This is a genomic window from Brevundimonas sp. (genome assembly GCF_004210735.1).
Classification (GTDB): Bacteria; Pseudomonadota; Alphaproteobacteria; order Caulobacterales; family Caulobacteraceae; genus Brevundimonas.
Window position 1 is genome coordinate 1 of sequence record NZ_SDZL01000052.1, and the last position, 18,082, is coordinate 18,082.

Annotated in this window: 18 protein-coding genes and 1 tRNA gene; 7 read left to right on the plus strand and 12 right to left on the minus strand. The window is 67.8% G+C overall.

The window, feature by feature from the left end:
* Positions 1 to 32: 32 nt before the first annotated feature.
* Together rlmB and EON91_RS11355 are read left to right on the plus strand one after the other, a co-directional pair.
* Positions 33 to 944: a 23S rRNA (guanosine(2251)-2'-O)-methyltransferase RlmB gene (gene rlmB / locus EON91_RS11350; protein ID WP_292094775.1), complete on the plus strand. Its 912-nt coding sequence runs from the start codon at positions 33 to 35 to the stop codon at positions 942 to 944.
* 60 nt (positions 945 to 1,004) lie between these two features.
* A complete protein-coding gene (locus EON91_RS11355; RefSeq protein WP_292094778.1) occupies positions 1,005 to 1,817 on the plus strand; it encodes a TerC family protein in 813 nt (270 codons plus the stop codon).
* A gap of 325 nt (positions 1,818 to 2,142) precedes the next feature.
* Here the strand turns inward: EON91_RS11355 and metG are convergent, their stop codons facing one another.
* The 3 genes from metG to EON91_RS11370 all read right to left on the minus strand — a co-directional run bounded on the left by metG (position 2,143) and on the right by EON91_RS11370 (position 5,900).
* Complete coding sequence (metG, locus tag EON91_RS11360) at positions 2,143 to 3,852, minus strand: methionine--tRNA ligase (RefSeq protein ID WP_292094781.1); 1,710 nt, start codon at positions 3,850 to 3,852, stop codon at positions 2,143 to 2,145.
* A gap of 215 nt (positions 3,853 to 4,067) precedes the next feature.
* Positions 4,068 to 5,399, minus strand: coding sequence for an MATE family efflux transporter (locus EON91_RS11365; protein WP_292094783.1), 1,332 nt, complete (start codon positions 5,397 to 5,399; stop codon positions 4,068 to 4,070).
* Positions 5,400 to 5,501: 102 nt separating this feature from the next.
* On the minus strand, positions 5,502 to 5,900 hold the full coding sequence (locus EON91_RS11370; protein ID WP_292094784.1) for a DUF1489 domain-containing protein: 399 nt from the start codon (positions 5,898 to 5,900) through the stop codon (positions 5,502 to 5,504).
* An 87-nt stretch (positions 5,901 to 5,987) separates the two neighbouring features.
* Here EON91_RS11370 and EON91_RS11375 point away from each other — a divergent pair, with 87 nt between their 5' ends.
* Both EON91_RS11375 and EON91_RS11380 read left to right on the plus strand, forming a co-directional pair.
* On the plus strand, positions 5,988 to 6,980 hold the full coding sequence (locus EON91_RS11375) for a hypothetical protein (RefSeq protein ID WP_292094786.1): 993 nt from the start codon (positions 5,988 to 5,990) through the stop codon (positions 6,978 to 6,980).
* 28 nt (positions 6,981 to 7,008) lie between these two features.
* Positions 7,009 to 7,392: a putative quinol monooxygenase gene (locus EON91_RS11380; protein WP_292094788.1), complete on the plus strand. Its 384-nt coding sequence runs from the start codon at positions 7,009 to 7,011 to the stop codon at positions 7,390 to 7,392.
* A gap of 3 nt (positions 7,393 to 7,395) precedes the next feature.
* Here the strand turns inward: EON91_RS11380 and EON91_RS11385 are convergent, their stop codons facing one another.
* From EON91_RS11385 to EON91_RS11395, 3 genes are all read right to left on the minus strand, one after another.
* Positions 7,396 to 7,776: a hypothetical protein gene (locus EON91_RS11385; RefSeq protein ID WP_292094791.1), complete on the minus strand. Its 381-nt coding sequence runs from the start codon at positions 7,774 to 7,776 to the stop codon at positions 7,396 to 7,398.
* The gene (locus EON91_RS11390; RefSeq protein WP_292094794.1) at positions 7,773 to 9,671 is read right to left on the minus strand and encodes a biotin carboxylase N-terminal domain-containing protein; all 1,899 of its coding nucleotides are present in this window, start codon (positions 9,669 to 9,671) and stop codon (positions 7,773 to 7,775) included. The genes EON91_RS11385 and EON91_RS11390 overlap by 4 nt, the downstream gene beginning before the upstream one ends.
* A gap of 216 nt (positions 9,672 to 9,887) precedes the next feature.
* Positions 9,888 to 10,787, minus strand: coding sequence for an enoyl-CoA hydratase-related protein (locus EON91_RS11395; protein ID WP_292094798.1), 900 nt, complete (start codon positions 10,785 to 10,787; stop codon positions 9,888 to 9,890).
* Between the two features lie 65 nt (positions 10,788 to 10,852).
* Here EON91_RS11395 and EON91_RS11400 point away from each other — a divergent pair, with 65 nt between their 5' ends.
* Positions 10,853 to 11,209: a DUF2200 domain-containing protein gene (locus tag EON91_RS11400; RefSeq protein ID WP_292094800.1), complete on the plus strand. Its 357-nt coding sequence runs from the start codon at positions 10,853 to 10,855 to the stop codon at positions 11,207 to 11,209.
* Positions 11,210 to 11,362: 153 nt separating this feature from the next.
* Here EON91_RS11400 and EON91_RS11405 read toward each other — a convergent pair whose 3' ends face one another.
* Entirely contained in the window at positions 11,363 to 11,671 is a 309-nt protein-coding gene (locus EON91_RS11405) for a DUF559 domain-containing protein (protein ID WP_292094802.1), read from the minus strand.
* A gap of 218 nt (positions 11,672 to 11,889) precedes the next feature.
* Between EON91_RS11405 and EON91_RS11410 the strand changes: the two genes are divergently transcribed.
* Positions 11,890 to 12,264, plus strand: coding sequence for a VOC family protein (locus EON91_RS11410; protein WP_292094805.1), 375 nt, complete (start codon positions 11,890 to 11,892; stop codon positions 12,262 to 12,264).
* 11 nt (positions 12,265 to 12,275) lie between these two features.
* On the opposite strand, the gene EON91_RS11415 is transcribed toward EON91_RS11410, so the two are convergent.
* Positions 12,276 to 13,868 (minus strand): carboxyl transferase domain-containing protein, encoded by a 1,593-nt coding sequence (locus EON91_RS11415; RefSeq protein WP_292094808.1) that lies wholly within the window; start codon positions 13,866 to 13,868, stop codon positions 12,276 to 12,278.
* A 114-nt stretch (positions 13,869 to 13,982) separates the two neighbouring features.
* Here EON91_RS11415 and EON91_RS11420 point away from each other — a divergent pair, with 114 nt between their 5' ends.
* A complete protein-coding gene (locus EON91_RS11420; protein ID WP_292094811.1) occupies positions 13,983 to 15,842 on the plus strand; it encodes a patatin-like phospholipase family protein in 1,860 nt (619 codons plus the stop codon).
* Between the two features lie 400 nt (positions 15,843 to 16,242).
* Here EON91_RS11420 and EON91_RS11425 read toward each other — a convergent pair whose 3' ends face one another.
* The 4 genes from EON91_RS11425 to EON91_RS11440 all read right to left on the minus strand — a co-directional run.
* Positions 16,243 to 16,494 (minus strand): methyltransferase domain-containing protein, encoded by a 252-nt coding sequence (locus EON91_RS11425; RefSeq protein ID WP_292094813.1) that lies wholly within the window; start codon positions 16,492 to 16,494, stop codon positions 16,243 to 16,245.
* Between the two features lie 54 nt (positions 16,495 to 16,548).
* Positions 16,549 to 16,625, minus strand: a tRNA-His gene (locus EON91_RS11430).
* A 92-nt stretch (positions 16,626 to 16,717) separates the two neighbouring features.
* Positions 16,718 to 17,479, minus strand: coding sequence for a M48 family metallopeptidase (locus tag EON91_RS11435; protein ID WP_292094814.1), 762 nt, complete (start codon positions 17,477 to 17,479; stop codon positions 16,718 to 16,720).
* 136 nt (positions 17,480 to 17,615) lie between these two features.
* Positions 17,616 to 18,082 (minus strand): energy transducer TonB (locus EON91_RS11440; RefSeq protein WP_292094816.1); only part of this gene is annotated, 467 nt, incomplete at its 5' end.

Below are 18,082 nucleotides of genomic sequence, written 5' to 3' on the forward strand. Positions count from 1 at the left end.
CCCTAGGGCCCCAAATCGGAGCGCGTCTTATAGTGTCGTCGAATCGAGAAGGCAACGACCGGAAACGCGGTCAAAAAGGCGCCTCTCGCGGGCCCGTTTCCGGTCCCAAGGGCGGCGCCCGCGAGCGCGGCTGGAGCCTGGCCCCGCAAGCCGCCACCCAACCGCGCGGCGCCGACAAAGGCCCGCCGCGCGGGGATCGTGGCCAAGATCGGGGAGGCAAGGCCGACCCGTCGAACTGGCTGTGGGGCCGCCACCCGGTCCTGGCCGCCCTGGCCAACCCGGCGCGGCGCGGCATGGGCCGTTTGTTCGCCACCGAGGAGCGGGCCGCCGAACTGGAGCGCGACGCGCTGACCCATGGTCACCGAATCGAGCTGACTGATTCCCAGAGCCTGAATCGGCTGCTGCCCCCCGGCGCCGTGCACCAGGGTCTGGCCTTCAAGGTCGCGCCGCTGGAAGGCGTGTCGCTGGAAGACCTGGCCGAAGGCGGCGGCGGCGTGATCGTCATGCTGGACCAGTTGACCGATCCCCAGAACGTCGGCGCCATCTTCCGTTCCGCGCTGGCGTTCGGCGCGCGGGGCATCGTGGTTCAGGACCGGCATTCGCCCGCCCTGGCCGGGGCGTTGGCCAAGGCGTCGGCGGGTGCGACCGAGCGCCTGCCCTGTGCGCGAGTGACGAATCTGAGCCGGGCGCTGGAACGGCTGGCCGACATGGGCTGGCGTGCGGTCGGCATGGACGGCGCGGCCGAACAGACGCTGGAACAGGCGCTGGACGCCCGGCCCACGGTCATCGTCATGGGATCCGAAGGCGACGGCGTCCGCAGGCTGGTTGCCGAGCACTGCGAGGTGATGGCCAAGATCCCCATGCCGGGCGGGTTCGAAAGCCTGAACGTCTCGAACGCCGCGGCCATCGCCCTGTATGAGGCGGCGCGCGCGCAACGGCGCTGAGGTCGGAGATTGGAGCTGCGGCGTCTTGGCGCAGGCGCGCGCGGGGACTAAGGAGGCCGCATGGAATTTCTTTCTGATCCCGCATTCGTCAGCCAGGCCACCGCCCTGGGCAAGGTTCTGATGATCGACCTGGTGCTGGCCGGCGACAACGCCGTGGCCGTGGGCCTGGCCGCCGCCGCCCTGCCGCAGGAGCAGCGGCGCAAGGCCATCCTGATCGGCCTGGCCGCCGCCGTGGTGATGCGGATCGGCCTGGCGCTGATCACGGTGCAGTTGCTGGCGGTTGTCGGCCTGTTGCTGGCGGGCGGTTTCCTGCTGTTGTGGGTGTGCTGGAAGATGTGGCGTGAACTGCGCGAGCAGGCCACCCACGACCAGGCCGAGGCCGAGGCCGAGATCGAACGGGCCCTGGCCATCGAGCATGGCGGCGGACCCAGCCCCGAGGAACTGGGCCTGAAGCGCAAGACGTTCGGCGCGGCCTTGCTTCAGATCATGATCGCCGACCTGACCATGTCGCTGGACAATGTGCTGGCCGTCGCCGGCGCCAGCCACGAGCATCCGTGGATCATGGTGTTCGGCCTGATCCTGTCGATCGCCCTGATGGGTCTGGCCGCGACCTTCATCGCCCGGCTGCTGAACCGGTATCGCTGGATCGCCTACGTCGGTCTGGTGATCGTCCTGTACGTCGCCCTGCACATGATCTGGGACGGCGGACGGTCGGTGATCGCGCGGACCGGCAACACCGACACCTTCAACGCCTCGGCCCCCGGCTTCCTGGACATCAGTCCGGAGGAGCAGGCCAAGCATATGAAACACGCCGGGGCGGGCAGTCACGAGAGCACGCCCGCCGCCCTGCCCGGTGGACGGGAACAGAGGTAGGCGTCGCCGCCCGAACCCGCCGAAGAATAGTCAGAAAGGCCCGGAGCGATCCGGGCCTTTTTGTCCCTACGGTCGCCGTTGCACTGCACTGCCCCAAAAAAAAGAGTGCAATCAGTGCAACCAGTGCAATGGGCGATCGCATCGAGAGGCGTCAGTTCGGCTGAAATCTTGCGGCGGAACGTCAAACATCGAGCGCCATCATAGCGGCGTTCACGGCGCGGCTATGAAATGGGCGCTCGCGGCGCGCAAACGCCCATGGCGCCAAGACGCGCCATGATGGCCGAAAGACGCGGCGTGGCGCCGTATGGGGCGCCGGGTCGTCGCCTCAGCTACCGGCGCCGCCGAAGCGTTCGGTCCATTCGGCGACCTGGGCGTCCTCGATCTTGCGGAAAAGGACCTCGGCGGCGGCCACCGTCTGGCCGACCGGCAGGGTGTTCAGCAGATCGGCATCGGCGTCCGGCCACGACAGATCCGTCGCGCCCACGGTGGCGCCGATGCGCGCGGCGGCGTCCGGCATGAAGGGCGCCGTGATGCGGGCGAACAAGGCGACCAGGTTCAGACCCGTGCGCACGGCGACGCCTGCGCGGACAGGGTCCGTCTTGAACGCCGTCCAGGGCGCCGATTCCTGCAGATACTCATTGCCAAGCACCCACAGGGCGCGCGCGGCCTGGGCCGCCTTGCGGAACTCCATCGCCTCGAACTCGGCGGTCAGGGCCGCGAGCCCGGCCTTGACGTCGGCCGCCAGCTTGGCCTCCAGCGGGCCGGCCTCGCCGTCCCGGGGCGTGACGCCGTCGAACTTCGACTCGGTGAATTTGACGATACGGTTGACGAAATTGCCCAGCACATCGGCCAGATCCTTGTTCGTCGTCGACTGGAACTGCTCCCAGGTGAAAGCGGCGTCGGAATGTTCCGGCCCATAGGCGGTCAGGTGCCAGCGCCAGTAGTCGGCGGGCAGCAGCTCCAGCGCCTGATCCATGAAGACGCCCCGGCCCATGCTGGTCGAGAACTTCCCGCCGTACCAGTTCAGCCAATTGAAAGCCTTGAGCTGGTCCACGGTCTTCCACGGCTCGCCCGAGCCGATGATGGTGGCGGGGAAGCTGACGGTGTGGAAGGCCACGTTGTCCTTGCCCATGAACTGGACGTAGCGGACATCGTCCGCGCCCTCGTCCAGACGCCACCACGAGCGCCAGTTTCCGCCGGACGTTTCGGCCCATTCCTCGGTCGCGCCGATGTATTCGATGGGGGCGTCGAACCAGACGTAGAAGACCTTGCCCTCCATGCCCGGACGCGGACCGCCGTCGGGGCCAACCACCGGCACGCCCCATTTCAGGTCGCGGGTGATGCCCCGGTCGATCAGGCCTTCGTCCAGATGCTTGTAGGCGATGGAGCGGGCCAGCGGCTGCCACTGGGGCGAGCGGGCGTCGACCCAGGCGCGGACGTCGTCCGCCACCTTGGTCTGCAGCAGATACAGGTGGCGGGTGTCGCGGACCTCAAGATTGCGGCTGCCCGAGACCGCCGAATAGGGATTGATCAGGTCGGTCGGATCCAACAGACGCCCACAGTTGTCGCACTGGTCGCCGCGCGCCTTTTCATAGGCGCAGTGAGGGCAGGTTCCCTCGACATAGCGGTCGGGCAGGAAGCGGGCGTCGTCGATCGAATAGATCATCCGGTCGACGCGTTCCTCGATCAGGCCGCGCTCTTCCAGCACCTTGGCGAAATGCTGGGTCAGGCGGCGGTTCGGTTCGTTCGAGCTGCGGCCGAAGACGTCGAACGACAGGTTGAAAGCTTCGCCCGCGCGCTTCTGGACCTGATGCTGTTCGTCGCAATAGGCGCGGACGTCCTGACCGGCGGCGGCGGCGGCCAGCTCGGCCGGGGTGCCGTGCTCGTCGGTGGCGCAGACATACAGGACGTCATGCCCCTGCCCCCGCTTGAACCGCGCCCAGACATCGGCGGGCAGCATCGACCCGGCCAGATTCCCAAGGTGCTTGATGCCGTTGATGTAGGGCAGCGCCGAGGTGATGAGGATGCGGGCCATGGGAGTCCAGACGTCAGGGAGAAGCGGAGGGATATAAGACGCGAATGACCAGGCGTCACCTTCTCCCTCCCCTTCATGGGGAGGGTGGTCGCTTAGCGACCGGGTGGGGAGGGCGTGGTGATGCTGGGCGCGGGATGATTTGCCGCGCCGCCCCCACCCGGCTTCGCCCTGCGGGCTCAGCCACCCTCCCCCTTCGTGGGAGGGAGAAACGCCAGCTAGGCCAGCCTCTTTGCGATCCGCACGAACCGGCCCGTCAGCAATGCGCCCGAGATCAGGCTGGCCACGATGACCGACCAGACCAGGCCGTCGACGCCGATCCGGTGCGCCAGCCACCAGCCCAGCGGGATCATGATGACGCCATAGGACAGCAGGTGCATCAGCGTCGGCCAGACGACATCGCCCGCCGCGCGGTTGGCTTGCGCGGCGACCACCTGTTGGGCGTCGGCGACGAAGAACAAGGTCGCCAGCACCAGGGCGGGAGCGGCGATGGACAGGATGACCGGGTCGGTGGTGTAGGCGCTGACCACCAAGGGCGCGGTCAGCCACAGGCCGATGGCGATGATGAAGGCCAGAACCGTCACCACGCCGATGCCCGCCAGACCCCCGCGCATGACACCCGCCTTGTCTCCCTCGCCATAGCTGCGGCCCACCAGCACGGCCGTCGCGGACGACAGGCCCATGGGCACCATGAAGACGATGGCCGAGACGTTGATCACGACCGCCCAGCTGGCGGTTTCGGCGGCGCCCAGCTGGCCCGCGAACAGGGTCATGGCGGCGAAGGCCCCGACCTCGATGAAGTTGGAGCTGCCGGCGCCCAGGCCGACGGTGGCCTGCTGGCGCTCGACGGCCTTGTCGCGCTTGGGCTTGTTGAAGACGCCCAGCGCCCGCGCCTCGGGCAGGCGCAGGATGAAGACGACCAGAAACACCGCCAGCGCCGTGCGCGCGCCGAACGTCGCCCAGGCCGAGGCCACGGCGCCGTGCATGCCCAAACCCAGCAGGTCGGGAACCAGCAGCAGGTTCAGGCCCAGATTGACGATATTGGCCACCCACATGGCGACCATGCCCGCCTTGGGCCGGTGCAGGCCCTCCAGGAAGAATTGCGCCGCGACGGACACCAGATAGGCGGGCATGGACAGGGCGAAGACCGCCAGGGCGGGCGATGCCCCCTCGGCCAGACCGTCCTCCAGCCCCATGTGCTGCATGCCGAACGGCCCCAGCAGCATCAGGCCGATCATGGAGACGATCCCGATCTGCAGCGCATAGACCATGCCCCGGCGCAGCACGGCCCCGACCTCGCTCCGCCGGCCCTCGCCCAGCAGGCGGGCGGTCATGACCTGCACGCCCATCATCAGGCCCACCGCCGTGGTCAGCACTACGGACGACGGGGCCCAGGCCAGGGAATGATAGGCCAGCTCGCGGCTGGCGTAGTGGCCGACGACGATGGCGTCGGTCAGCCCCATGGTCATGATGCCGATGCGCGCCAGCACGACGGGCCAGGCCAGCGTCAGCAGCTCGGACAGGGTGGCGCGGGTCGGGGGCGTGAGCATGGCGTGACGATTGGCGAACGGACCCGAAAGCGGGGCCACAGATGACGGGAGCGGGTCTATACGCCCTTTCGCGCCCCTCGCCACGCGTCACTTGTCACCTGCCTACCACGCCCCGAGTTCGCGCAGTTCCTTGGCCAGATCCGGCGGCAGGTCGGTCGGCTCGGCGACCGACAGGTCGGGCGGGGCGTCCTTGGGCTCGAAATACCGCCAGCCCTGGAACGGACGGCGCGCCAGAGGGGCCGTGCGGAAGACCGTCGAGTCCAGCTTGATCTCGCACCGACTGGTCTTGCCCTCGCCGACGGTGGTGATCTCCAGGATCGGCTGGCGGCAGACGACCACGCCCTTGATGACCCAGTACAGCGAGCCGCCGTCCTCGATCTCGGCCGCGCGCTTGGGCGTCATGCGAGTGTGGACGACGCGCCAGTTGCTGCGGGCGGCGTTCTTTTCCACCGTCTCGACATCGGAAATACCGACGCACAGCTTGATCATGTGAAGGGGCATGGGACGCCATGTAGTTGGTCGCGATTTGATCGAAAAGGCGCTGCCTCGATTCTTCTCACAGCTAAGGTTCGGATGAGGAGATGCCGTATGCTTATGCACCCTACACGTCGAACCGCACTGGTCGGGACCGTGGGCCTGGGGTTGCTGGCCGCCCTGCCTGCACGGGCAGGCGCAGAGGGTGCGCCGGCGATCCAGTTCGTGTCGAATCCCCTGGCGGACTATCTGCATCTTCTGCTGTTCCGGGCCTCGAAACCCCGGCTGCCGGTCTTTGAGGCGCCAGGATTCGCCGATGCGCCCACGCTGGACCAGATCGTCGCTGTGCCTGAACTGGTCGCCGCGGCGGGATTGCGGCGTTATGAGGAGGTCGAGCCCTTCGTCGCCGAGACTTTCGCCGCCCTGCCCGCTCGCCGTGTTGCGGAACCCCGACCGCTGATCCTGTCCTATGGGGAAGAGGCGCCGCCGCTAGAGACCGTGCTCGAGGTGATCCGGGCGGGCGCGCCATGGTTCGACGCGTTCGAGACCTATTGGCATAACGGCATAGCCCCGGCGGTCGAGGCCCATATCAGCGTCTGGCGTGAACAGGACAGCGCCCATCGTCCCCTGGCCCGATTGATCGAAATGCAGCGTCTGCCCCTGTGCGCGGACAGGCTGATCGTCGCGGCCATGCCCTTCCATCCGGCCGGCAGCGCCAACTATTCCCCGGCTGGCGTCTTTACGGGCCTGTTCCGCACGCCCGATCTGGGGCGGGTGCTGGGTCACGAAGCCAGCCATCTGTTGTGGAGCGCGGCGGTCGGCACGGACTGGACCGCCCATCCGCTGGCCGCGTCGGTAAAAGCGTTGGCCGAGCCGAAGGACGTGGACGTCGAGGAAACCATGTGCCTGCTGATGCAGACGATCCTGTCGCAGGAGGCAGGCGTGCAGCCGGCTGACTACAGGGTTTCGTCGGACCTGGAGGTCGGGCCGCAGCGTGATCTGATGACGGCGCTGGAGGAGGGTTGGTCGACTTATCTGTCGGACGTGGGGCGCTGGCCCACCCTGATCGGTTATGTGCTGGAGACCGCACGGACGACGCTGGTCTGAGGCAGGTCGCGTCGGCTAGGATTGCGCCATGACCCCCGATCGCCGCCAGATCGTCGCTGCAGGCCTGGGCCTGGCCGCCCTGACGATGGCCGCGCCTGTTGCCGGAGAGACGCCCATGTATGGATTGATCGGCCGGATGAAGGCCCATCCGGGGCAGCGGAATGCGCTGGCCGCCATCCTGCTGGAAGGGACCGGCGCCATGCCGGGGTGCCTCAGCTATGTCGTCGCGCGGGATCCGGCGGACGCCGACGCCCTGTGGATCACCGAGGTCTGGGACAGCGCCGACAGCCACCGCGCCTCGCTGGCCCTGCCGACGGTGCAGGCAGCGATCACCAGAGGACGGCCGCTGATCGCCGGCTTCGACAACCGGACCGAGACCGAGCCATTGGGCGGGGTCGGTCTGCGCGGCTAGGCGTCAACCGCCCTTTTGTGCGCCGGCCTGGGCTTGAAGGCGGGCGCCCCAGTCGATCAGGGCCTTGCCCTTGCTCATCATTTCCGTGGCGCAGCGCTCGGCGTGGGTCGGCAGCTTCTCGACCTCGGACGATCGCAGGTAGGTTTCGATGCGCGCCAGCCAGTCCGTGTTGGGCGAGCGACCTTCCATACGGCCCAGATAGAACATCATGGCCGTGGCCAGGCTGGCCATCTTCTCGGGCGATTGCTCGCCCTCACCCGCCTGTGCGGCGACGAGGGCGAAGCACTGGATGTCCTGCTGGTCGGCGGCCGACATTTCCTGCGCCTGGGCCGCGCCTGCAGTCAGGGCCAGGGCCGCCGTCAGGCCCGCGATCATCGTTCTCATGCGTCTTCCCCTGCCCTGACGATCGCCAGCACGGCGCCGTCGTTGACCTGATCGCCCACGGCGACGTTGAATTCGGCCACCACGCCGTCGAAGGGCGCAGTCAAGGCATGTTCCATCTTCATGGCCTCAAGCACAACTATAGGCTGTCCTTTTGTCACCGCATCGCCGGCCTTGGCCGGCGTGGCGACGATCTTGCCTGGCATGGGCGCGCGCAGGCCGCCGTCGGAGGCGCCGCTACTGGCGCCGAATGAAACAGGCGGCCGGTCTCGGAAGGCGTGTGCAACGCCGTCTTCAAAACCAATGATCTGGTCGTCGTGGATAACCGTCGTGCGTTGGTAGGTGGATGAGTGCGCCGGGATCACATCCTTCTGCTCACCCTGCTGCCAGAGACGGATCGTCTTTTGCGGCGTCGCATTCAACCGGAACCCTCGGGCGCCGGCGAGCGACGACCAAGCCGAGCTGACCTCGGTCGTGGGAGGGGCGCAGTCCAGCGCGTGGTTGGCGACTTCCGCCAGAAGCGTCGGTGAAGGCCCAGGGGGCGTCAAAGCCCCCTCCTCCGCCCCAATGAATCCCGTGTCCACGTCGCCTTCGACGAAGCGCGGGTGGTCCAGGCAGCGGGCCAGGAAGCCGGCGTTGGTGCGGACGGGCCAGACCTCGACCTCGCGGCAGGCGTCGGCCAGGCGGGCGGCGGCGGCCTGGCGGGTGTCTTCATGCACGATCAGCTTGGCGATCATCGGGTCGTAGAACTGGCTGACCTCTCCGCCCTGCATCACGCCGGTATCGACGCGGATATCGTCGGGCAGGACGAAGTGATCCAGCTTGCCGATCGACGGCAGGAAGCCGTGGGCCGGATCCTCGGCATAGAGGCGGGCCTCCATCGCCCAGCCGTTCATGGGGATGTCGGCCTGGGCCAGGGGGATCGGTTCGCCGGCCGCGACGCGCAACTGCCATTCGACCAGATCGACGCCGGTGATCGATTCGGTCACCGGGTGTTCGACCTGCAGCCGGGTGTTCATCTCCATGAACCAGATGCGGTCGGCCTTTAGGCCGTCAGAGGCGTCGGCGATGAACTCGATGGTGCCCGCGCCCTGGTAGTTCACGGCCTGGGCCGCACGGACGGCGGCGGCGGTGACGGCGTCGCGGGTGGCGGCGTCCATGCCGGGGGCCGGCGCCTCCTCGATCACCTTCTGGTGGCGGCGTTGCAGGGAGCAGTCGCGTTCGTGCAGGTGGACGACGTTGCCGTGGCTGTCGCCGAAGACCTGAACCTCGATATGGCGGGGGCGGGTGATGTAGCTTTCGATCAGGACGCGCGGATCGCCGAAGGACGACTGGCCCTCGCGCTGGGCGCTGGCCAGGCCGTCGGCGAAGTCTTCGGCCCGGTCGACCTTCTTCATCCCCTTGCCGCCGCCGCCGGCGACCGCCTTGATCAGGACCGGAAAGCCGATGCGGTTCGCCTCAGCCGTCAGGGTTTCGACCGACTGGTCCTCGCCCTGATAGCCGGGGGTGACGGGGACGCCCGCCTGGATCATCAGCTTTTTCGCCGCATCCTTCAGACCCATGGCGCGGATGGACGCCGGCTGCGGGCCGATCCAGACGATGCCGGCCGCCATCACCGCCTCGGCGAAGTCGGCGTTCTCGGACAGGAAGCCATAGCCGGGGTGGATGGCCTCGGCCCCCGTCGCCTTGGCGGCGGCCAGCACCTTTTCGGCGACCAGATAGGATTCGCGGGCGGCGGCCGGGCCGATCAGCACCGCCTCGTCCGCCTCGCGCACATGCAGGGCGTCGGCGTCAGCCTCGGAATAGACGCCGATGGTCCGCAGGCCCATGCGGCGGGCGGTACGGAAGACACGACAGGCGATCTCGCCGCGATTGGCGACCAGGACGGATTTGAACATGGGTCGTGTCTAGCGGGTCTGGCTTGACGGGAGAAGGTGGCACGGCGCCGGAGGGCGCTTCTCCCTCCCCTTTATGGGGAGGGTGGCTGAGGCCGTCAGGCCGAAGCCGGGTGGGGGCGACAGACCAGTCAGGCAAGCTCTGCATAATCAGGCCCTCCCCACCCGGTCGCTACGCGACCACCCTCCCCATGAAGGGGAGGGAGAGCCGGCGCGTTTTTACTGCGCCCAGCTGGCCGAGCGTTTGTCCAGGAAGGCGCGGACGCCCTCTTGTCCCTCGGCGCTGATGCGGGCGCGCGCGATGCGTTTGGCGGTTTCCTCCATCAGGCGGTGGTCGATGGCCTCGCCCGCCACGTCGTGGACCAGGCGCTTGGCATCGCCCATGGCGCCGGGCGCATTGCCCGACAGGCTGTCGGTCAGCATGGAGATGAACTCGTCCACCGACCCTTCGGGCAGGACCATGTCGATCAGGCCGACGTGGGCGGCGTAGTCGGCGTCGAAGATGTTGGCCGTCAGGAACAGGGCGCGGGCGCGGCGGGGGCCGACGGCCTCGATCACATAGGGGGCGATGGTCGCGGGGATCAGGCCCAGCTTGACCTCGGAGAAGGCGAATCGCGTGCCGGCGACGGCCACCGCCATGTCGCAGGCGGCGACGATGCCCGCCCCGCCGCCCATGGCCGAACCCTCGACGATGGCGCAGGTCAGGGCCGGCACGTCGTGCAGGGCCTTGAGCATTTTCGCCAGGCCCATGGCGTCGTCGCGATTGTCGCCCTCGGACCAGTCGGCGGCGTCGCGCATCCAGTTCAGATCGGCGCCCGCGCTGAACGTCCCGCCCGCGCCGCGAATGAAGACGCAGCGCACATGGTCGGCGCCGTGCAGCGTCTCGAACGCCTCGAACAGGGCGGCGATGGTGGCGGCGTCAAAGGCGTTCTTCTTCTGCGGCCGGTTGATGGTCACGAAGACCACGCCGTCGGAGGTCGAATCGATCTGGACCAGATCGTCATTGGCGTCGGGCGCCGGATCGGTGACGAACGGATGGGCGATGGCGTTCATCTCGGCGGCTTCGGCATCGGTGATGTCGAGCGCGTTGAGGTCGGGGTCGGTGGGCTTCTCGGCCATGCTGATCTCCTGAGGCTGAGCGTCTATAACGCGCGGAGAGGCGAACTGAATACGGGGCGTATCCGATGGCGACCAGCGCGGCCGACCGCATCCGCAAAACGAGCGTGGCCAGCGTCCACGTTCATTATGTCGCCAAGGTCGAGAAGAAGGGCCGGACGCAGGCCGAGGTGGACCAGGTGATCCGCTGGCTGACCGGCTATTCGCAGGACCAGCTGGAGGCGCTGCTGGCGGCGGGCACGGACTTCGAAACCTTCTTCGCCCAGGCCCCGGCGATGAACCCGAACCGCTTCCTGATCACCGGCGTGATCTGCGGCTATCGCGTCGAGCAGATCGAGGACCCCTTCATGCGCGAACTGCGCCACCTGGATAAGCTGATCGACGAGGTGAGCAAGGGGAAGGCGATGGAGAAGGTGCTGCGGTGATCCTTCTCCCCTCGGGGGAGAAGGTGGCATGCGGAGCATGATGGATGAGGGGGCTGCCGGCCACGCACTCATCGTCCGAAAGTCTGCCTGCCGATAGAGCCCCCTCATCCGAGCGGCTCCGCCGCCCACCTTCTCCCCCGAGGGGAGAAGGGTTTAGAGGCGAGCGCCCAACTTTGCGGCGTGACGGCGGATCGCGTCCAGCAGGATGTTTGGATTGTGCGCGAACGCTTCGTTGGTCGAGCGCAGGACGGTGAATCCGGCCTCGGTCAATCGCAGGTCGCGCTCGGCGTCCGCCTGTTCGCGCAAACGGTGAATGCCGCCGTCCAGTTCGACGACCAGTTTCAAGTCCGAGCAGAGAAAGTCTGCGACATAGCCGGCGACCGGCGCCTGACGACGGAACTTCAGGCCGTCGAAGCCTCGATTGCGGATCAGGGACCAGAGTTGAGTTTCCGCAGGCGTCATGGACGAGCGGAGACGACGCGCGCGACGGGTCCGATCCGGCGACTGGTGCATAGCTTGACTATACCCTTCTCCCCTCGGGGGAGAAGGGCGAATCTTCAGGCGCTCTCGCATCGTTTGGTGTGGCAGGCGTCGGCCGCCTGACGAATTCGAAAGACCGTTGGAGCGTCGCTCGGGTTCATCCTAAGCTTTGCGGCTGTAATCAGTGCGACGGAGATGAAATGGGCGCTCTCACCTACGCCACGGTCGGATCGAACAGACTGGAGAAGGCCAAGGCTTTCTATGATGTCCTGCTGGCCAGCGCAGGGCTGCGCCCCATTTTCGAACACCCCTCCGGCGGTCGCGTTTACGGCGATAGACGTGGTCCGAATTTCGGCGTGCTCGGCCCTCACAATGGAGAAGCCGCAACAGTCGGCAATGGCTCGATGTTCGCCTTCAACTTCGAAACTCGTAAGGAAGTCACAGCCTTCCATGAGCAGGCTTTGGCGCTGGGGGCTGTCTGTGACGGACCACCTGGCGTGCGCGGTCCCGGCCTCTGGTTCAGCTACTTCCGCGACCTCGATGGCAACAAGCTGTGCGCCTACTGTCTGGGCTGAACCGCGACTGATTACATCCGGAACACGCCGAATGTCGTCTCCGGGATCGGCGCATTGAGCGACGCGCTGATGGCCAGGCCCAGGACGTCGCGGGTTTGGGCGGGGTCGATGACGCCGTCGTCCCAGAGGCGGGCGGTGGCGTGCCAGGGGTTGCCCTCGTCCTCGTATTTCTGGCGGATCGGGGCCTTGAAGGCCTCGGCCTGTTCGTCGGTCCAGCTGTCGGCGTCGCGGTGGACGGTGGCCAGGACGCTGGCGGCCTGTTCGCCGCCCATGACGCTGATCCGGCTGTTGGGCCAGGTGAAGAGGAAGCGCGGGGAATAGGCGCGGCCGCACATGCCGTAGTTGCCGGCGCCGAAGCTGCCGCCGATCAGGACGGTGAATTTGGGCACCTCAGCCGAGGCGACGGCCGTGACCAGCTTGGCGCCATGCTTGGCGATGCCCTCGGCCTCATATTTGCCGCCGACCATGAAGCCCGAGATGTTCTGCAGGAACAGCAGCGGAATCTTCCGCTTGCAGGCCAGTTCGATGAAGTGTGCGCCCTTCTGCGCGCTTTCGCTGAACAGCACGCCGTTGTTGGCCAGGATGGCGACGGGGAAGCCCCAGATGCGGGCGAAGCCGCAGACCAGGCTGGTCCCGTACAGAGCCTTGAACTCGTCCAGTTCCGAGCCGTCGACGATGCGGGCGATGACCTCGCGCACGTCATAGGGGGCGCGGACGTCGTCGGGGATGACCCCGTACAGTTCGGCCGGGTCATAGGCGGGCGCGCGGGGTTCGCGCACGTCCAGCGGGACGTCCTTGGTGGTGTTCAGGTTGGCGACGATGGCGCGGACGATCTCCAGCGCGTGCTCGTCGTTTTCGGCGACATGATCGACGACGCCGGACTTGCGGCCGTGGGTTTCGGCGCCGCCCAGTTCCTCAGCCGAAATGACCTCGCCCGTCGCGGCCTTCACCAGCGGCGGGCCGGCCAGGAAGATGGTGCCCTGGTTGCGGACGATCACCGTCTCGTCCGACATGGCCGGGACATAGGCGCCGCCGGCCGTGCAGGAACCCATGACGCAGGCGATCTGGGGAATCCCGCGCGCGCTCATCCGCGCCTGGTTGAAGAAGATACGGCCGAAATGGTCGCGGTCGGGAAAGACCTCGGCCTGGTGCGGCAGGTTGGCGCCGCCGGAATCGACCAGATAGACGCAGGGCAGATTGTTCTGCTCGGCGATTTCCTGGGCCCGCAGGTGCTTCTTCACCGTCATGGGGAAGTAGGCGCCGCCCTTCACCGTCGGGTCGTTGCAGACGATCATGACCTCGCGGCCCGAGACCCGGCCGACGCCGCAGATCATGCCGGCGCCCGGCGCTTCGTCGCCATACATGCCGTTGGCGGCCAGCTGGCCGACCTCAAGAAACGGCGAACCGGGGTCCAGCAGGCGCTCGACCCGGTCGCGGGGCAGCAGCTTGCCGCGCGAGACGTGACGCTCGCGCGCCTTGTCACTGCCGCCCAGGGCGGCCTTGGCCACGCGGGCGTAAAGCTCGTCGCGCAGGGTGCGGTTGTGCGCGTCCAGTGCCTTGAAGGCGGAGCTGTGCGGGTCGATCGCGGAAGTCAGCTTGGGCATGCGCCGTTCTTAGGAGGCTTCCGGCGAGCGGGGAAGCCCGGCTTCGCCAAGCTCGCTTCGACAGGTTGCCGGAAAGGGGTGAAGATGGTGGCTGAACGAATCGAAGCCGCTTTGATGCCGCCACGCCCCGATACGCTGCACGCCGCCCTGGCTCACATCTTTGAGGGACAGCGCAACACCCGCGCCAGCTGGTTCGCCCTGACCGGCGGCGAGCGGCTGTTCGGCGAGGGGGACACGGCGGACACCCTGTATCTGTTGCGCGCCGGGCGACTGGGCGTGTTCCGCAACGAGCCGGGCCAGCCGCCGCAGTTCCTGGGCGTGGTGCGACCGGGCGAGCCGGTCGGCGAAATGGCCATGCTGGCGGGGACCCCGCACACGGCCAATGTTGTGGCCCTGAGGGACAGCGACATCGTCGCCCTGCCCCGCGACGCCTTTCTGGAGGCCGCACGGACCGAGCCGAACCTGATGGTCGAGCTGGCCCGTTTGATGATCCACCGGGCGCGCGAGCGGGTGTCCGGGGGCGCGGAACCCAGCGTGTTCGGCTTTATCTCCGCCCGGCCCAAACCCATCCGCGCCTTTGTCGAGCGGGTGGCGGCGGCGGTGCAGGCCCTGGGCTTCACCTGCCAGATCATCGACCATTCCGCCCTGACCTCGGCCACCGAATGGTTTTCCCGGGTCGAGGATACGCACGACTTCGTCCTGTATGTCGCCGAACAGGACGAGCCCAGCTGGGCCTCGCTGTGCGCGCGGCAGGTGGACCGGCTGTTCGTCGTCGGTGATCCGCTGCTGGCGCCGCCCCGGGGCCTGCCCCGGCGCGAGGGGTCCGCGGATACGCGACAACTGACGGACCTGATCCTGCTGCGCGACGCGCGGATGAGCCGGCCCGCCAATACCCGCGTCTGGCTGGACGCCCTGCAACCCGGCCGCTGGTTCCATGCCCAGGAAGCCAGCGTCGCCGATACGACGCGGCTGGCGCGGATCATCACCGGCGAGGCGGTCGGGCTGGTGCTGTCAGGCGGCGGGGCGCGGGCCTATGCCCAGATCGGCGCGCTGAAGGCGTTGCGCGAGGCGAACGTGCCGATCGATTTCGTCGGCGGCGCCTCGATGGGGGCGGTGGTCGGCGCGGGCCCGGCCATGGGTTGGTCCGATGACGAGTTGGAGCGGCGCATCCGCAAGGCCTTCGTCGAATCCGACCCGCTGTCGGATCTGGCGTTTCCGATCATCGCCATGACCCATTCGTCCAAGGTCGCCCGCCTGATGCAGGAGGCCTATGGGGATACGCTGATCGAGGACATGCCCCTGCCCTTCTTCGCCGTGTCGTCGAACCTGACGACCGGGCGGATCGAGGTGCATCGGCAAGGCTTGCTGCGCCGGGCGATGCGGGCCTCGATCTCGATTCCAGGCGTCATGCCGCCGGTGGTCATCGACGGACAGGTGCTGGTGGACGGGGCGGTGCTGAAGAATTTCCCGACCGAGGTCATGCGCCAGATGACGTCCGGCCCCATCGTCGGCATCGACATGTCCCAGGCGCGGGGCGTCGATCCCGCCACGCTGGAGAATCCGCCGTCGTGGTGGCGGTGGATCACCTCGGGCGCGTGGAAGGGCGGGCCGCCGATCGTTTCGGTGCTGATGCGGTCGGCGACCCTGACCACGGACAGCGAGGTCGAGAAGTCGCGCGCGGCCACAGATCTGCTGATCCAGCCGCGCCCGGACGGCATCGATATCCGCGACTGGAAGGCTTATGAGCCCGCCGTCGCCGCCGGATACAGCGCCGCGCGGGCCGCACTGGCGGGGCTGGACCGGCCCGTGGCGCATCTGCGGCGCAAGCCGACGATGGAGACCGTCAGCGACGCGCCACCAGAAACAGACGCGGAAACGGCAACAGCGTCACCCCGTCGGCGCGGCGCGGGAAGGCCGCCGAAAGCCGCGCGCCCAGCGCCGAAAGAAAAGCGGCGGACTGCGCCGGATCGGTGAGCGTCGTCAGATAAGGCCGCAGCGCCGTGCCCTTCATCCATTCCAGCACCGCATCGGGGCCGGTCAGGGCATGCAGATAGGTGGTCGACCAGATGTCCACCTCCCCGCACAGAGACGCGAGCAGGTCGTAATAGTCGGCGACAGGCAGTAGCGAGCGGATGGTGTCGACGCCCTTTAGCGCCCCGGCCCACGGCCCCTGTCCCGAGGTTTCGCGCATCAGGGTGTGGTGGACGCTCTCCCACGCCATCGGCATCTGCACGGCCAGGACGCCGCCAGGCGCCAGGGTGGAGGCCAGTCGCGGGAAGAGCGATCGATGATCCGGCGCCCACTGCAGCGAGGCGTTGGCCAGGATCAGATCGACGGGTCGATCCGGCGCCCAGTCGACCAGATCGCCCTGGATCTAGTCGATGGCTCCGGACAGGCGACGCGCCTCGTCCAGCATGGTTGCGCTGGAATCCAGCCCGTGCACGCGGGCGTCCGGATGACGGCGCTTCAACAGGGCGGCGTGCTGGCCCGTGCCGCAGCCCAGATCCCAGATTTCGGCGGGTCTCAGATCGTCCGGCAGGCGAACAAGCAGATCGAGCGCGGCGCGATCACGCTGGGCTTCAAAACGATTGTACTGACCGGGATCCCAGACGGGGGCGTCGCTCATGCCGGCTCCTGTTCCATCTGACGTCGCCGGGCGGCGAATGCGTCAGGGAAGGAATGGTACCGCCTCTCAGGCTTGAACTGAGGACCTCCGGTTCCACAAACCGGCGCTCTAACCAACTGAGCTAAGGCGGCGCATCGCGCGAGGACGGTGATCTAGCGGCCCTCGCCCGCGCGGGCAATACGCTGATGAAGGAATTTCCACCGCGCCGCCTCCTGTGACGCGATCAGGCCCAGCCCTTGCTGGCGATATACTGCTCCAGCGCCGCGATCCGGCTGGCGTCCGACGGGTGGGTCGAGGCGAATTCCGGCGTCGCGGTCTGGCGCTGGGCGGCCATGATCCGCCACAGGGCGACCGACTCGGCCGGCTTGAAACCCGCGCGCTGCATATAGTCGACGCCAAGGCGATCAGCCTCCAGCTCGTCCCGGCGCGAGAAGGGCAGCAGGACACCGTACTGGGCGCCCAGACCGCCGATGGCGCCGGCGGCGCGCGCATAGTCGCCCGCGACGCCCTGGACGGCCTGCAAGCCCACGCTGGCCAAAGCCGTGCTGGAGTAACGCTCGGCGGCATGGCGGGCGACGACGTGGCCGACCTCGTGGCCCAGAACGGCGGCCAACTGGTCATCATTGCGCGCCAGCCCCAGAAGGGCGGTGGTCACGCCGATCTTGCCGGACGGCAAGACGAAGGCGTTGGGGCTGTTATCGACAAAGACGGCGTATTCCCACGTCCGGCCGCCCAGACCCGCAGCCTGAACGATGCGGTCGCCGACCCGCCGAACGCGCGCGTTCTGGGCCGCGTCACGCGACACCGTCTTGGTGCGCAGCGTCTCGGCCCAGGCGGCGTCAGCCTGGGTTGTCAGGGATGAGTCATCGACGATGAGCAACTGATTGCGGCCCAGGTCCTCGTTATAGGCGCAGGCGGCCAGGGCGGCGGCGCCGGCGGCGGCCAGAACAAGCGTGCGGGTGGCGGGGATTCGAGTGCGGATCATGGAAGCGTCTCCTTGAGCCCCCTTAACGTCGCACTGACCTTTGCGGTTTCGCAACAGGCGTTGCCATTCGGGCAAAAAGAAACGCCCCGAGGCCGAAGCCTCGGGGCGTTTCCAGAGTTCAGTGCGACGGTCCGTCCTACTCGAGGCGGAAGCGCATGGTGAACTGTACGCGCGAACCTTGCGCGACACCGTCCACCTGCCTCGGTTGCAGGCGAGCGCTCCGCATGGCGGTGAGCGCAGCCTGGCCGAAGCCGGCGCCCGCAGGATCTTCCGACACGATATTACAATCGGTCGTCGAGCCGTTGGGGTTAACGCCGCAGTTGACGGTGGCCGAACCCGTTTCGATGTTCCGCGACTGGGCGCGGCTCGGGAACTCACCACGCGGTTGGCGGGCCCACGAGGGGTTGGTGATCACCGAAGGACGCGGCGGAGCCGGCGGAGCCGGAGGCGGCGGCGGACCGGGGACGATAACGGGCGGGCCCGAATACTCGACACGGTCTTCCTTCTTGGTCGCCTCGACGTTCACGGTCACCGGCGGCGGCGGCACGTCCGGCGAGAGAATAGGCTCGCGAACTTGCAGCTTGGGCGGCGGCGGCGTGTTGG

Bases quoted from the DNA above. Each gene is read 5' to 3' on its own strand.
- EON91_RS11355 (WP_292094778.1), top strand. From the start codon at position 1,005: ATGGAATTTCTTTCTGATCCCGCATTCGTCAGCCAGGCCACCGCCCTG.
- metG (WP_292094781.1), bottom strand. From the start codon at position 3,852: ATGGCCCGCATCCTCATCACCTCGGCGCTGCCCTACATCAACGGCATC.
- EON91_RS11365 (WP_292094783.1), bottom strand. From the start codon at position 5,399: ATGCTCACGCCCCCGACCCGCGCCACCCTGTCCGAGCTGCTGACGCTG.
- EON91_RS11370 (WP_292094784.1), bottom strand. From the start codon at position 5,900: ATGCCCCTTCACATGATCAAGCTGTGCGTCGGTATTTCCGATGTCGAG.
- EON91_RS11375 (WP_292094786.1), top strand. From the start codon at position 5,988: ATGCTTATGCACCCTACACGTCGAACCGCACTGGTCGGGACCGTGGGC.
- EON91_RS11380 (WP_292094788.1), top strand. From the start codon at position 7,009: ATGACCCCCGATCGCCGCCAGATCGTCGCTGCAGGCCTGGGCCTGGCC.
- EON91_RS11385 (WP_292094791.1), bottom strand. From the start codon at position 7,776: ATGAGAACGATGATCGCGGGCCTGACGGCGGCCCTGGCCCTGACTGCA.
- EON91_RS11390 (WP_292094794.1), bottom strand. From the start codon at position 9,671: ATGTTCAAATCCGTCCTGGTCGCCAATCGCGGCGAGATCGCCTGTCGT.
- EON91_RS11395 (WP_292094798.1), bottom strand. From the start codon at position 10,787: ATGGCCGAGAAGCCCACCGACCCCGACCTCAACGCGCTCGACATCACC.
- EON91_RS11400 (WP_292094800.1), top strand. From the start codon at position 10,853: ATGGCGACCAGCGCGGCCGACCGCATCCGCAAAACGAGCGTGGCCAGC.
- EON91_RS11405 (WP_292094802.1), bottom strand. From the start codon at position 11,671: ATGACGCCTGCGGAAACTCAACTCTGGTCCCTGATCCGCAATCGAGGC.
- EON91_RS11410 (WP_292094805.1), top strand. From the start codon at position 11,890: ATGGGCGCTCTCACCTACGCCACGGTCGGATCGAACAGACTGGAGAAG.
- EON91_RS11415 (WP_292094808.1), bottom strand. From the start codon at position 13,868: ATGCCCAAGCTGACTTCCGCGATCGACCCGCACAGCTCCGCCTTCAAG.
- EON91_RS11420 (WP_292094811.1), top strand. From the start codon at position 13,983: ATGCCGCCACGCCCCGATACGCTGCACGCCGCCCTGGCTCACATCTTT.
- EON91_RS11425 (WP_292094813.1), bottom strand. From the start codon at position 16,494: ATGAGCGACGCCCCCGTCTGGGATCCCGGTCAGTACAATCGTTTTGAA.
- EON91_RS11435 (WP_292094814.1), bottom strand. From the start codon at position 17,479: ATGATCCGCACTCGAATCCCCGCCACCCGCACGCTTGTTCTGGCCGCC.